Origin of the sequence: Paraburkholderia ginsengiterrae, from assembly GCF_001645125.1 — a bacterium.
Taxonomy (GTDB): Bacteria; Pseudomonadota; Gammaproteobacteria; order Burkholderiales; family Burkholderiaceae; genus Paraburkholderia; species Paraburkholderia ginsengiterrae.
The window spans coordinates 34,526-48,727 of the sequence record NZ_LXKA01000298.1; the positions used below are offsets into that span (position 1 = coordinate 34,526).

At 62.4% G+C, this 14,202-nt stretch carries 10 protein-coding genes and 1 pseudogene; 5 read left to right on the top strand and 6 right to left on the bottom strand.

Annotation, left to right across the window (positions count from 1 at the left end):
• Positions 1-5: 5 nt before the first annotated feature.
• From A6V37_RS21065 to A6V37_RS21075, 3 genes are read left to right on the top strand one after another with little or no spacing between them, the layout of a single operon-like run.
• Positions 6-1,373, top strand: a complete 1,368-nt coding sequence (locus tag A6V37_RS21065; protein ID WP_064269129.1) for an MFS transporter — start codon at positions 6-8, stop codon at positions 1,371-1,373.
• Between the two features lie 57 nt (positions 1,374-1,430).
• A complete protein-coding gene (locus tag A6V37_RS21070) occupies positions 1,431-2,351 on the top strand; it encodes a beta-keto acid cleavage family enzyme (protein ID WP_064269132.1) in 921 nt (306 codons plus the stop codon).
• 3 nt (positions 2,352-2,354) lie between these two features.
• On the top strand, positions 2,355-3,296 hold the full coding sequence (locus tag A6V37_RS21075) for a 3-hydroxyacyl-CoA dehydrogenase NAD-binding domain-containing protein (protein WP_064286310.1): 942 nt from the start codon (positions 2,355-2,357) through the stop codon (positions 3,294-3,296).
• A gap of 33 nt (positions 3,297-3,329) precedes the next feature.
• Here the strand turns inward: A6V37_RS21075 and A6V37_RS21080 are convergent, their stop codons facing one another.
• Positions 3,330-4,418 carry a zinc-binding dehydrogenase gene (locus A6V37_RS21080; RefSeq protein WP_064286311.1) on the bottom strand — a complete coding sequence of 363 codons (1,089 nt, stop codon included), beginning with the start codon at positions 4,416-4,418 and terminating at the stop codon, positions 3,330-3,332.
• Positions 4,419-4,507: 89 nt separating this feature from the next.
• Here A6V37_RS21080 and A6V37_RS21085 point away from each other — a divergent pair, with 89 nt between their 5' ends.
• Positions 4,508-5,419, top strand: a complete 912-nt coding sequence (locus A6V37_RS21085; RefSeq protein ID WP_064269141.1) for a LysR family transcriptional regulator — start codon at positions 4,508-4,510, stop codon at positions 5,417-5,419.
• 249 nt (positions 5,420-5,668) lie between these two features.
• Here A6V37_RS21085 and A6V37_RS21090 read toward each other — a convergent pair.
• Positions 5,669-6,641: pseudogene (locus A6V37_RS21090) on the bottom strand (LysR family transcriptional regulator).
• A 342-nt stretch (positions 6,642-6,983) separates the two neighbouring features.
• Between A6V37_RS21090 and A6V37_RS21095 the strand changes: the two are divergent.
• The gene (locus A6V37_RS21095; RefSeq protein WP_064269147.1) at positions 6,984-8,408 is read left to right on the top strand and encodes an aminotransferase-like domain-containing protein; all 1,425 of its coding nucleotides are present in this window, start codon (positions 6,984-6,986) and stop codon (positions 8,406-8,408) included.
• Positions 8,409-8,444: 36 nt separating this feature from the next.
• Here the strand turns inward: A6V37_RS21095 and A6V37_RS21100 are convergent, their stop codons facing one another.
• Genes A6V37_RS21100 through A6V37_RS21115 form a run of 4 tightly spaced genes read right to left on the bottom strand, consistent with a single transcriptional unit; the run spans position 8,445 to position 14,099 of the window.
• Positions 8,445-9,356 (bottom strand): bestrophin family protein, encoded by a 912-nt coding sequence (locus A6V37_RS21100; RefSeq protein WP_064269150.1) that lies wholly within the window; start codon positions 9,354-9,356, stop codon positions 8,445-8,447.
• A 42-nt stretch (positions 9,357-9,398) separates the two neighbouring features.
• Positions 9,399-10,406, bottom strand: a complete 1,008-nt coding sequence (gene cydB / locus A6V37_RS21105; RefSeq protein ID WP_064269153.1) for a cytochrome d ubiquinol oxidase subunit II — start codon at positions 10,404-10,406, stop codon at positions 9,399-9,401.
• 5 nt (positions 10,407-10,411) lie between these two features.
• Positions 10,412-11,800: a cytochrome ubiquinol oxidase subunit I gene (locus tag A6V37_RS21110; protein WP_064269156.1), complete on the bottom strand. Its 1,389-nt coding sequence runs from the start codon at positions 11,798-11,800 to the stop codon at positions 10,412-10,414.
• 25 nt (positions 11,801-11,825) lie between these two features.
• The gene (locus A6V37_RS21115; RefSeq protein ID WP_064269159.1) at positions 11,826-14,099 is read right to left on the bottom strand and encodes an FdhF/YdeP family oxidoreductase; all 2,274 of its coding nucleotides are present in this window, start codon (positions 14,097-14,099) and stop codon (positions 11,826-11,828) included.
• Positions 14,100-14,202: the final 103 nt, after the last annotated feature.

A 14,202-nucleotide genomic window follows, 5' to 3' on the forward strand; every position in this document is an offset into this window, starting at 1 on the left:
CACGCATGATTCCCGCTCGTCCGCTGCCCGCTTCAGCCGTGCCCGTCGACAGCGCGGCAGGCCACGTTGTCGAAGATACCGTCTTTCGCAAGATCAGCTGGCGCGTCATGCCGCTCGTGCTGATCGCGTACGTGTTCGCGTTCCTCGATCGAATCAATATCGGCTACGCGCAGTTGCAGATGAAGCAGGATCTTGCTTTCTCCGATGCCGTATATGGACTCGGTGCGGGCATCTTCTTCGTCACCTACCTGCTGTTCGAGGTGCCCAGCAATCTGCTGCTCGAAAAGATCGGCGCGCGGCTCACTTTCCTGCGGATCATGGTGCTGTGGGGCATTGCGTCCGCGGCGACCGCCTTCGTCACGGCACCGTGGCATTTCTATGTGATCCGGATGCTGCTGGGCCTATTCGAAGCAGGCTTCTTCCCCGGCATCATTCTGTATCTGACGTACTGGTACCCGAGCCAGCGGCGCGGCCGGGTGACGGGCCTGTTCCTGTTCGGCATGCCGATTACGGGCGTCCTCGGCGGCCCGCTGTCGGGAACGATCATGAGCGGCATGGAGGGCCTGGGCGGCATGCACGGATGGCAGTGGCTCTTCCTCGTCGAAGGCTTGCCGACCGTTCTGCTGGGGTTCGTGCTGTACCGCATGCTGCCGAACGGTCCGGCGCGCGCGCCTTGGCTCAATACCGCAGAAAAAGTGCTGGTGCAGTCGGTCCTCGACGCCGACCACCGGGGCGAAGCAAAAGCTGGACACCAAGGCAGGCTCGCCGCGGCGCTGGCGGACCCGAAAACCTACGTGCTTGCCTTCGTCTATTTCTGCTGCGCCTGTGCCGTCTACACGCTCACGTTCTGGCTGCCGACCATGATCAAAGGTCTCGGCATCGCCCCGATCGCGACGATCGGCTGGTACACGGCGGTGCCCTATATCTTCGGCGCGCTTGGCGTACTCGTCATCAGCCGCAGCTCGGACCGTTTCAAGGAGCGCCGCTGGCATGTCGGTGGCACCCTGGTCCTTGGCGCGGTGGCACTGGCCTCCACGTCCTTTCTCGGCGCCGCGGTTGTCCCGGTGATGGTCCTGCTGTCGGTTGCCTCGTTCTGCATTTTTGGCGGCGGCTCACTGTTCTGGTCGATCCCGCCGACCTATCTCGGCCGCGACGCAGCCGCAGCCGGTATCGCGGTGATCAGCTCGCTGGGCATTCTCGGCGGCTTCGTCAGCCCGACGCTGATCGGCTGGATCAAGAGCGCGACGGGCAGCATCCAGATCGGCCTGCTGGGCCTGATCGCACTTGTCATTGGCGGCGGCCTGACGATCCTGCTGGGCCTGCCGAAGAGCGCGGTCCGCGTGGGGCCGGGCGAAAACACGAGCACACACTGATCCGGCAGCCCTAACCCATCCTGTCCATTACCCCATTCTTTTCTGGAAGAAACCAGCATGAGCAAGCCCAAAGTCATCGTGACGGTTGCCCCGACGGGCGGCATGGCCACCAAGATAATGAACCCGAACCTGCCGACCCAGCCGCAGGAAATCGCCGACGACACCTACCGCTGCTACAACGCCGGCGCCAGTGTCGTGGCGGTCCATGCACGGCGTCCGGACGACGAGGCCACCTGCGATCCGGCAATCTATAGTCACATCAACCGTCTGATTCGCGACAAGTGCGACATTATTCTGAACAACTCCACCGGCGGTGGCATCAACGGAGACATGGTCCGCGAACTCGACAACGGTCTGTGGGAAATCCAGTGGGAAGAGCGCCTGAAAGGCATGGAGGGTGACGGCGTCGAGATGTGCACGCTCGACGCACAGACCGTGATCGCCAGTTTCGGCGGCAAGGAAATACTGGTGGCGACGCCCCCTTCGCGAATCCGCCAGATCGCCGCGATGATGAAAGCGCGCGGCATCAAACCGGAGTGGGAGGTGTTTGGTCTTGCCGACATCGTTCAGGATGTCCAGCGGGCCATCAACGAAGGCCTCGACGATGCCCCCCACTTTATCAATATCGTGATCGGTGCCAATGCCTTCCAGGGCGCGTTGCCCTACACGCCTCGCCTGTTGCAGACGATGGTCGACCACCTGCCCCGCAACACCGTATTCAACGTGAGCGCCATTGGCGCGGCGCAGTTGCCCGCCGCGATGAATTCGCTGTTGCTCGGTGGGCACGTGCGCGTCGGGCTTGAAGACAACCTTTACTACAAGCACGGCGAGCTGGCCACGAACGTGCAACTGGTCGAACGGCTCGTCCGGCTGGTGCGCGAGATGGGTTATGAGCCGGCCACGCCGGCAGAGGCGCGGGAAATCATCGGACTGCGGCCGTTGCACGAAACCATCAAGGCCGCGTGCCTCGCGAGTTAGATCATGACAAAGCCAACCGTCAACATCGCCATTGTCGGCACGGGCGTGATTGGTGCGGGCTGGGCGGCACACTTCCTCGCGCGGGGTTTCGCGGTCACGGCAACGGACCCTGCCGACGGGGCCGAGTCGCGCCTGCGCGACTGGATCGACAACTGCTGGCCCGTCGTCGAGCGACTCGGGCTCGCGGATGGCGCCTCGCGGGATAACCTGACCTTCACCCCTGACGTGCACGCAGCGGTGCGCCATGCCGACTTCATTCAGGAAAGCGGCCCCGAGCGGCTGGATATCAAACACTCGCTAATCGCGAGCATCGAAGCGGGGGCACGTGCCGATGCGATCATCGCATCGTCGTCTTCGGGGTTGGCGATCAGTGAAATTCAGGCAGGCGCACGACATCCGGAACGGATTGTTCTGGGTCATCCATTCAATCCGTCACACATCATCCCGTTGGTCGAGGTGGGTGGCGGCAATCTCACATCGCCTGAAAACATAGCGAGAACGATGGCGTTTTATGCGTCGACGGGCAAAAAGGTCATCCGCATCAACAAGGAAGTCAAAGGACATATTGCAAACCGCCTGCAGGTGGCGCTATGGCAAGAGGCGATTAGTCTCGTTCAGCGCGGGGTCGCCTCTGTGGCGGACATCGACGCGGCGATCTCCTACGGACCAGGCCTGCGCTGGGCGCTGCTCGGTCCGTTTCTCAACCTTCACGCTTCGGGTGGCCCCGGCGGCATCACGCTTCTGCTGCAACATCTGGGTCCGGCCCAGCGCGAGTGGGCGAGAGACCTGGGCACCTATCCGGAAACCGACGACTACATCGAATCCATCGCGCAAGGCGTCGATGCCGAATTGCAGTCGTACGATTTTCCGGAAATGCTGCACCAACGCGATCAACTGCTGATTCAGCTACTGGAGGCGAAGCGAACCCTTTCCCAGCTGCCGTAGATGAACGGACGCTGGAATCGGTATGGGCCGCATTCACTCCCAGCCGCTTTCGCCATCCGCGTAGACCAACGCGCATTGCAGCCCTTGTACCGAGCCGGCGCGATTAATCGCGGCTTCGAGCTGGGCAAACGGATACGCCGCCAGTTCGACCGCGTCGAGCGCCAGTTGACCCGACGCAGCCAGTGCAACGAGCGCCCGGTAATCGGCGCCGGTGTACATGAAATGGCCGATCAACTCCCAGTTGTTCAGCAACAGCTCCTGATAAGGCACCGGCAAAGGGACTTCCATGCTGCCCATCAGCACGAGCCGCCCGTTGCGCCGCAAGCTGCGCAATGCGACGAGCGTCGCGTCCGCTTCGGTCGCATGGCCGACCATATCGAATGCGAGATTCGCGCCGCCATGCGCGGCTTCGCGGATCGCCGCGATGTCGCTCGCGCTGTCGCCCGTCAACGCATAGGGGACGACGCGCCCCTCGCCGAATTGCGCGAGAGCCGCCAACGGCGCGGCACGGCGCCCAATCGCCACGACCTTGCTCGCCCCCAGCGCCAGCGCGACCAGCACGGCGGCGGAACCGAAGTAGCCCGTCGCGCCGTTGACGACGACCGTCTCCCCGGCGGCCAGCCGGCCGCGCCGCAGGCCGCCGAATGGCACGGAGAACTTGCCGAGCGCAGCCAGCCGCGTCGAGGGCAGCTCGTCGAGCCCGTCGAGCGCGATGACATTCGAGGCCGGGAACTCGGCCAGCTCGCGCAGCGTGCCGTGCGGATATTCGGCGAGCATCGGCGCACTGCCCGCGCTGATACCTGTCAGGCCGATGAGTATTTGCTCGGGGTCGCCGACCGCCTCGTCCGACACCCAATACGGATGCACCGCCACGCGCTGGCCGGATCGGCAGGACAACACGCCCTCGCCTACGGCCACCACGCGGCCAACACCATTGGTTCCCGGTGAGAACGGTCCTGGCGGATAAGCGTACGGCAGCTTGCCCTCGACATACTGGCGCGTGTAGCTGAGCAGCGGCACGGCTTCCATGCGGATCAGCACGGCACCGCGTCGCGGCTGGGGCGCCGGTTCGTCGCGCAGCACCAGCGGCTTACCGGGTTCATCGAGCATCCAGGCTTTCATGGTCGCTTCCTTCAAAGTGGTTGGACGCTTGAACTGTAGACAGCCGCCACGTATTCTGGAAATCAATTGCTCGAATTCCACCTATCAATATGATTGATCTCAGAGGCATCGATCTCAACCTGCTCGTCTCGCTCGACGTCCTGCTGGCCGAGGCGAACGTCACACGGGCTGCAGAGCGGCTCCATCTGACGCAACCTGCCGTCTCCACCCAGCTCGCGCGCTTGCGCGACATGTTCGGCGATCCCCTGCTGATTCCCGCCCAGCATGGCCGCGGCATGACGCGCAGCGCGCGGGCGGTCGAGCTGATGGAGCCGTTGAACGCGGTGCTGAAGCAGCTCGAAACGGTGGTGCGGCGCCAGCCCGAGTTCGACCCGTTCACCGATTCGCACCGCTTCACGATTGCCGCGAGCGACCAGGCGGTCGCCGTGCTCGGTCTCCGGCTGATGGAGGCGTGGCCTGAACACGCCGGCCCCGGGGTGCAGCTCGCGTTCGTTGCCGCGGAGCAGAGCACGCCCATGGAGCGCTTCGAACGCGGCGAAGTCGACTTGCTGCTGGGTTCCGAGCGGATGGTTTCACCTGCGATGAAGGCACGCAGGCTCTATAACGAACGCTTCATCGTCGTGCAGCGCAAAGGCCACCCGCGCGGCGCGGCGCCGCTCGATCTCGATACGTACTGCGCGCTCGATCACGTGCTCGTCTCCACGAGCGGCGGCAGTTTTTTTGGCTTCGTCGACGAACACCTCGAAGCGCTCGGGCGCGCACGCCGTGTCGCGCTGTCCGTTCAGCATTTCACGCTGGTGCCCGACGTGCTCATGCGGACGAACTATGTATCGACGCTGCCGTCGCGCGTGGTGGAAAGGCATGCCGGTCAGCTCGATGCGTTCGAACTGCCGTTCGAAGCGGGCGGCTTCACGATGTTTGCCGCCTGGCACCCGCGCAGCGACGCCGATCCCGCGAACATGTGGTTGCGTGATACGCTGGCCAAGGTCGCCGCGCGATAAGGCAATACGTTGCAACCGGCGAATCAGCATCACTGCTTGCCAGGAGAGCGCCGCCATGTCACACAATAGCCACGAGTCCGGTCAATCGTCCCGCAAACGCCTGTTATGGTTCATTGCCTTGTGGCTGCTCGGAGTCGGCGGAACGGCACTCCTCGTACTTCCGTTTCATCTTCTGATCGCTGCCGCGATGCATCATTAGGTCCGAATTAATGAGTGCTTTATCTGCTCTACTTTTATTCGGATTACGAATTACGTGATACTGGGCTGCAACGATGGCTTTGGAAGGACGGAAACGTTATCGTCGGAAAGTACTTCAAACACGCTTGCCGCGTTGCCGCACTCGACACGCACTCGTTCCAGGATTTCGGGAGTACAGTTCTTCAACATCGCCACGATCATCCGCACACGGGGAGGCACTGGACGTTGGGCCTGGATCAGCATATTCAGATCGAACGGCAGCACCTCGAATTGCGGCACGATGCGCACCAGCCGGCCGTCCGCGAGCGCATCGACGCAAGCCGGCTCTTCCAGCACGCCAATGCCGACACCGGACATCACCATTTCATACACGGGCCGCCAATGACTCGTCCTGATTGCGGTATGAATCGGCACGCTCTCCACCACGGTCGCCGCTTGCCTGAGCGGCAGCTGGTCCGTGCCGAACATGCCCTGAACCCGAATAAACGGATGTTTGATCAGTTCGGACGGCGCGCCAATGGGACCGTGCCGTTTCAGATAGCCTGGCGCGGCAACGAGAACGCGCCCTACCTGCCCCAGGTGGCGAGCAATGAACGCCCCTTCTCCGAGCTGCCCGAGACGAAAGGAAATGTCCACGCCCTCCGTCACGAGATCGACGGTCCTGTCGTTCAGCACCAGTTCCAGATCCAGCTGGGGATAAGCCACGCGAATGAGCGCCAAAAGCTCCGGTACCACCGTCTCGCCGAAGCAGTGCGGCGCCGCGATGCGAATCGTCCCCTTGAGAACCTGCTCGTCATGCGACACCTCCGCGAGCGCCTCGTCCACCGCGTGCAGAATCCCCTTGCTGCGCTCGTAGAACGTGGCTTCTTCCGGGGTGCAATTGAATGATTTTGTTTTTTTTCTCGAGCCGCTCGATGCGTTCGCTCGCGGCCGGCTGTCCGATGTTGAGGTCCCTTGCCGCGCTGGAAATACTCCCGCGCTCAACCACTCGAACGTAAATGCGCATGGCTTCTAGCAGATTCACGGTGTCCCACCTGCCTTTGCGCCGTGATGCCCCTCCACGGCCGGTCTTGCGGACGGCTGGTGGCACGCGCGGGTGCGGCCCTTCGGTTTTGCCTCTTGCATGCTCTAGCTCCAATCCTTACGCGTGGCGGGGTCCCAAGGTCCGGACCTCCCACCATGCATTCCATGGAGCAAAGATTAAGACCGGAGCGCCCGTTGCAGAGTGCACAGATCGACCCGGCTCCGGTCAGTACAGTTCGGCCGCGATCCCGGCACAGAGGGGCCGCATACCGGCGCAGGGGCGCACGAGGCGCAAGGAATGCCGGAACCACGTGCCACGGCGAAGGGTCGGGGGAATCGTCCGATGAATCTCTATGAGAAGCTGGCAGACGACATCGAAAGAATGATCCGGCAAGGCGTCTACCATCACGGCGAGCGCCTGCCGTCGGTGCGGCAGACCAGCCAGCAGCACCGGCTCAGCGTCACCACGGTGATTCGCGCGTATTTGCTGCTCGAAAGCCGCGGCTTGCTGACGAGCCGGCCCCAATCCGGCTATTTCGTCAACTTTCGCGGCGAGGGCGAGCGCAAGACGCTCGAACTCCGGCCGTCGAAACCGATCCCGATTTCGTCGCCGGTCGACATTAGCCGGCTGGTGCTGTCGACGCTGCGCTCGATCGGCGTCGACGATGCCATCCCGCTCGGATCGCCCTACCCCGACGCCAGCATGTTTCCATTCGAGCGGCTCAACCGGTACGTCTACGACGCGGGACGCGGCAAGACGCGCTGGGGCGTGACGGACGCGCTACCGCCCGGCAACGCGAAGCTCGTGCGCCAGATCGCGCGCCGCTACCTGGAAAACGGCATGGCGGTCGATCCAAACGAGATCATCATCACGGTCGGCGCGACAGAGGCGATCAATCTTTGCCTTCAGGCCGTGGCGAAACCGGGCGACGTGATCGCTGTCGAGTCCCCGACCTTCTACGCGATGTTCCACGCGATCGAACGGATGGGCATGAAGGCGATCGAGGTGTCGACTCATCCGGAGCACGGTATCGACATCGAGGCGCTGGCCGCGATCGTGGAGTCGCAGCCTGTCACCGCCTGCATGGTCATGCCGAACTTTCAGAATCCGCTGGGTTTCCAGATGCCCGACGACCGCAAGCGCGAACTGGTCCAGCTCCTGACGAAGCATGACATTCCGGTCATTGAGAACGGCGTCTACAACGAGCTACATTTTGACGGCGCTCACCCCAGCACGTTGAAGTCCTTCGACACGAAGGGGCTGGTGCTGCATTGCGCGTCGTTCTCGAAGAGCCTGACGGCGGCGTACCGGATCGGCTGGGCGTTGCCGGGGCGCTATCGCGATCAGGTCGAGAAGCTCAAGTTTCTGAACACGCTGACGTCTCCGACAATTCCGCAACTGGCCATCGCGGAATACCTCGAACGCGACGGCTACGAGCATCATCTGCGAAAGGTGCGCAAAGCCTACGCGCAGCAGGCCAATCTCATGAAGGCGATCGTCTCGCGGTTCTTTCCCGATGGCACGCGCATGTCCAACCCCGCGGGCGGATACGTGCTGTGGGTCGAACTGCCGCCCAAGGTCGATGCGATGCGGCTCTACAAGCTGGCGCTCGAACAGGGCATCACCATCGGGCCCGGCTACATGTTCTCGATCTCGGAGACGACCTACCGGAACTTCATCCGCCTCAATTACAGCAGCCCCTGGTCGAGTGAAATCGAGCAGGCGGTAATCACCGTCGGCAAGCTCGTCGCGATGTGCGCCCGCTAGCGGCACGCCGGCCGCGGCTGAATCGCGTGCGCTCAATCAGGTCAGCTGATAAGCGCGCACCGGCTCGACCTCGGCGGGAAGTTCGCATCCGCACAGTTCGAGAATGGATCGCTCGATGTTGCGGGTCATGGCGTCGAGCGCCAGCGCATTCGGCGCAGTCGTGAACGGTTCGGCGACTTCACTCGCGATCGCCTCCAGCGCAATGAGCGTATAAGAAATGAACACACAAAGAAGCGGTGTGAAGAACTCTGTCGAATCGACGAGACCGAACGGCAGCAGCACGCAATAAGCGTACACAGTGCGATGGAGCAACACGCTGTACGCAAAGGGAATGGGGGTGGACGCGATCCGCTCGCATCCGCCAATCGTCTTGCCCAGTTCGTTGATCTGCGCGTCGAACATCCAGAGTTTCGTGTCCGTTGCCAGTCCCCGCGTGTGCAGGTCCGCGAAGTCGCGGCGAATCTCATTGAGAAGCGCAACCGGTTTGTAGCAGGTGTGCTGCAATGCTTCGGCTCGCGTGCGGCCGAGCAGGCGAACGAGGTCCGGACTCGGGTCGGTCTTGCGCAACTGGTGTTTCAGCGCATAGACACTTGCAATCACCGTATGGGCGATGCGAAGCTTTTCATCGTTGTGCGGCGCGTAGCACAGCATCTGCGACGTCAGCGCGCGTGCGGCAATCAACAGGCTGCCCCACAGATGACGCGCCTCATTGAAGCGCTCGTAGCTCGCGTTGTTGCGAAACGCGAGAAAGATGGCGAGAGCGAGGCCGAACAACGTGAAGGGTGCTGTATTCAGCGGAATCTTCTCGCCGAAAATGCGCCCCTGCGTCAGTACCGCGAGGCAGCTGACCGCCCCCATGAAACCCAGCTGGGGAATAATCGACTGCAACACTGAACCGTTCCAGATAAACAGCAACCGGAACCAGTTCTCCCCTGGCCTCACAATCATGATGCGCCCGTTTCTTCTAGTGTACTGTTCGCGCCGGCACCATCAGCGATAGCCGGCGTCCCCTTCCCGGACTTTGCCCCGGAAAACGCGGTACTGCATCGCGTTGTAGACGAGGATGACCGGCAGCACGATCACCGTGCCAACCAGTGCAAAGAGCTGGCTCGAATGGCTCGACGAGGCTTGCCAGATCGTCAGCGAAGGCGGAACGATGTTCGGCCAGATGCTGATGAGCAAACCGCTGTAGCCGAGAAAACACAGCGCAAGCGAGAGGATGAACGGGATCGCTTCATGCTGCATCCGCAGCGACCGGAAGATGCCCCAGATACACGCGACCACGAGGATCGGCACCGGCAGGAACCATCCTAGATTGCCGCTTCCAAACCAGCGATGCGCAACCGCGGGCAAACCAATCACGGTCCAGAGACTCACCACGGCCATTACGCCGAGCAGGACGATCACGAGCGGCTTCATTACCTGACGCATCTTGCGCTGCAGCTCGCCCTCCGTCTTCAGGATGAGCCAGCCGGCGCCGAGCGTCGCATACGTGAACAGCACGCCGATTCCGCAGAACAGGCTGAACGGCGAGAGCCAGTCGAACGGGCCGCCGACGAAACGGTCATCGGCGATCTTGATGCCTTGCAGCAGCGACCCCAGCACAATGCCCTGGCATAGCGCCGCGAGCGCGGAACCGCAGATAAAAGCCATATCCCAGGCATGCTGGGTGCGGGTGGCCTTGGCACGCAACTCGAAAGCGGCGCCGCGGAAGATCAGGCCCACGACCATCAGGATGAGCGGCAGATAGTTCGCCGGCAGGAGCGTCGAATAGACCACCGGGAACGCCCCGTAAAGCCCCGCGCCGCCGAGTACGAGGAACGTTTCGTTACCGTCCCACACCGGCGCGATGGTGTTGAGCATCACTTGCCGATCGCCCTTCTCCTCGAAAAATGGAAACAGCAGGCCGATGCCGAGATCGAATCCGTCCAGCATCACGTAAATGAAAACACCGAGTCCGATAATCGCGGCCCACACCACGGGAAGATCGATCTGCATGGCGGTCACTCCTCTCCCAGTGCGTCGAGGGCGCGATTGCGCAACACCGGATGCTTGCGGGATTCGCGTCGCTTGACGTGCTCCTCCGGTCCACGCCTCATCATCTTCAACATGTAGTAGATCCCCATGCCGAACACCAGGAAATACACCAGCACGAAGATCAGCAGCGAAACCCCTGCTTGCTGAGCGCTGATAGGCGAGAGCGAGTCTTCAGTACGCAGGACACCATACACCGTCCAGGGCTGGCGGCCGACCTCCGTCGTGATCCACCCGGCCAATAGCGCGATAATTCCAGACGGCCCCATGCACAGCACGAACCACTGATACCACCGGGTCTCGTAGAGACGCCCTCGCGCTCTCAGCAGCAGCCCGAGCAGCGCGGTCAACAGCATCAACATGCCGAGACCCGCCATGATCCGGAACGTCCAGAACACGATCGGCGAATACGGGCGGTCTTTCGCGGGAAATTCCTTCAGTCCGCGAATTTCTCCGTCCCAGCTATGAGTCAGGATGAGGCTGCCCAAATGCGGTATCTGGATCGCGTATCGCGTCACCTCGGCCTTCATGTCCGGCAGGCCGACCAGGTTCAGCGCGGTGCCGCCATGCTCGGTTTCCCATAGGCCTTCAATGGCCGCGATCTTCGCAGGCTGATATTCGCGCGTGTTGAGTCCGTGCGCGTCACCGATGAAAATCTGTATCGGCGTCAGTAACAGCAGCATCCACAACGCCATGGAGAAACTGCGCGTGACCGGTTTGTCGCGCCGGCCGTGCAACAGATGCCACGCACCGCAGGCGGCCACGATAAAGCCCGCGACAATGAACGCGGCGATAGTCATGTGCGCGAGGCGATACGGAAACGAGGGGTTGAAAATCACTTTCATCCAGTCGACCGGTACGATGCGGCCATTCTCGACGGCGTATCCTTGCGGCGTCTGCATGAAGCTATTCGACGCGAGAATCCAGAACGTCGAGATGAGGGTGCCTACCGCGACCATCAGCGTGGCGAAGAAGTGCGCGCGTGGACTCACGCGCTGCCAGCCGAACAGCATGACGCCGAGAAAACCGGCCTCGAGAAAGAACGCCGTCAGCACCTCATAGGTCAGCAGCGGCCCCGTGATGTTGCCGGCGACCGTGGAAAATCCGCTCCAGTTGGTGCCGAACTCATAGGCCATCACCACACCCGAGACCACCCCCATGCCGAAGCCGACCGCGAAGATCTTCGACCAGAACAGAAACATGTCCTTGTAGGCGACGTCCCCGGTTAGCAACCAACGCCATTCGAGCACGGCCAGGAAACTGGCCATGCCGATGCTGATCGCCGGGAAAACGATATGAAACGAAACGGTGAACGCAAATTGCAACCTGGCGAGGTGAAACGCATCGAAGATTTCCATGACGGACCGCCCCTCCCTTCCAGAATCAAACTATCACTGAGCGGGCCACACGAACCGGCACGGACTTGTACGAAGGCGTACCACTGTCCTTGTCGATGTAGTCGAGCGGCACCAGCACGTTTGCTTCCGGGTAGTAGGCACCGACCGAACCCGGCGCGATATCGTAGGCAATCACGGTGATCTTCTCGAGTCGCAGCGGCCTGCCCGCTACCGCCGTCTCGATGTCCACCAGATCGCCATGTTCGAGTCCACGGTCGGCCAGATCGTCGTCGTTCATGAACAGCACGTCACGCCGTCCGAACACGCCCCGGTAACGATCGTCCAGCGCATAGATGGTGGTGTTGTACTGGTCGTGGCTGCGCAGCGTCACGAGGCGCAGTACGTCGTCGCCGTCCACGTGCGCGTCTTCCTTCACGCCGTGGTACACCGAGAACATCGCCTTGCTGGTCGGCGTCGGGAAAATGCGCTCGGTCGGCGGCAGCGGCATGCGGAAGCCGCCCGGCACGCGAATGCGCGCGTTGTAGTTCTCGAAGCCCGGAATCGTCTTCTCGATCAGGTCGCGGATCTTGTCGTAATCGGCGACCAGTTCCATCCAGTTGACCTTGCTGTCCGGGAGCGTCGCCTTCGCGATGCCGGCCACAATGGCGGGCTCGGAGCGCAGGAACTCGGAGGCGGGCGTGAGCTTGCCGGCCGAGGCATGGACCATCGACATCGAATCCTCGACGGTGATCGACTGGCCCATGCCGTCCTGCACGTCGAGTTCGGTGCGGCCGATTACCGGCAGAATGTACGTTTCCTTCGCCACCAGCAGGTGCGAGCGGTTGAGCTTGGTGCCGAGATGCACACTCAGATCGAGCGCCTTCATGGCCGGGAAGCACTGCTGCGAATCCGGCAGCGCGACCGCGAAGTTGCCGCCGAGGCACAGCAGCGCCTTCGATTTGCCTGCGACCATCGCCTGCATGGCCGCCACTGCGTCGTGGCCATGCTCCGCGGGCGGCTTGAAGCCGAACACGTCCTCGATCTTCTCGAGGAATTCCGTCGAAGGTTTCTCGGTGATGCCGACCGTGCGGTTACCCTGCACGTTCGAGTGGCCGCGCAGCGGGCAGATACCGCCGCCTTCGCGGCCCATGTTGCCGCGCATCAGCAGCAGGTCGCAGATCAGGCGCACGTTCGCGGTGCCCTTGTTGTGCTGCGTGATGCCCATTCCGTACGTGATGATCGTCGACTTCGCTTTCGCGTACGCGTCGGCGACGTCCGCGAGTTCCTCGCGGGTCAGGCCGCTTTCCGCCTCGATGTCCTCCCAGGACGTGGCCTCGATATCCGCGGCATGCGCGTCGAATCCTTCCGTATAAGTGTCGATGAATTCGCGGTCGAGCACGTCGCCGCGCTCGGCGTCGAGCGCGAGCAGCGCCTTGATAATGCCCTTGAGGGCAGCCGCGTCGCCGCCGGCTTTCACCTGATGATAGGTCGACGCGATCCGGGTTGAGCCGAAGGTCGCCATCTGCAGCATGGCCTGCGGGTCCTGGAAGCGTTCCAGCGCGCGCTCGCGCAGCGGATTGAACACGATGATCGGGACGCCGCGGCGCGACGCTTCCCACAGCGTGCCCATCATGCGCGGATGATTGGTGCCCGGGTTATGGCCGATCGAGATGATCAGATCGGTCTTCTCGAAGTCGTCGAGCGACACGGTGCCCTTGCCGATGCCGATAGACTGCGGCAAGCCGACGCTGGTCGGTTCATGGCACATGTTCGAGCAATCCGGGAAATTGTTGGTGCCCAGTTCCCGCGCAAACAGCTGATAGAGGTACGCAGCCTCGTTCGAGGCCCGGCCGGACGTATAGAACTCCACCTGGTCGGGCGACAGTCCGCGCAGGATTTCGCCGATCCGGCCAAACGCCGTCTCCCATTCGACGGCGCGGAACGTGTCCGTTGCACGGTCGTAGACGAGCGGATGCGTGAGCCGGCCCATGTCCTCCAGTTCGAAATCCGATCGCTCCAGCAGCGACGACACGGTATTCGCCGCGAAAAACTCCGGGCGCACCCGCTTGCTGGTGGCTTCCCAGGTGACCGCTTTAGCGCCGTTTTCGCAGAACTGGAAGGTGGACTTGTGCTCCTTGTCGGGCCACGCGCACCCGGGGCAATCAAAGCCGTCGGGCTGATTGGTCCGCAGCAGAGTGAGCGGAGCCTTGATGCTGTCCATTTGCAGCCGGATGGCTTGGGTTGTCGCCTTGAGCGCACCCCAACCGCCGGCAGGTGCATCATACGGCCGGATTCCCGGAACTTCGCGTCGCGTGCTCATAGTGTGGGCTCCACAAACTGCCCCAGGAGACCTGGAGACTGTTTTGCCTGGGGTTACGCCGCGTGGGCGGCGCAAAGCTTGAATGCCGTTTCAGTCTAGCGGG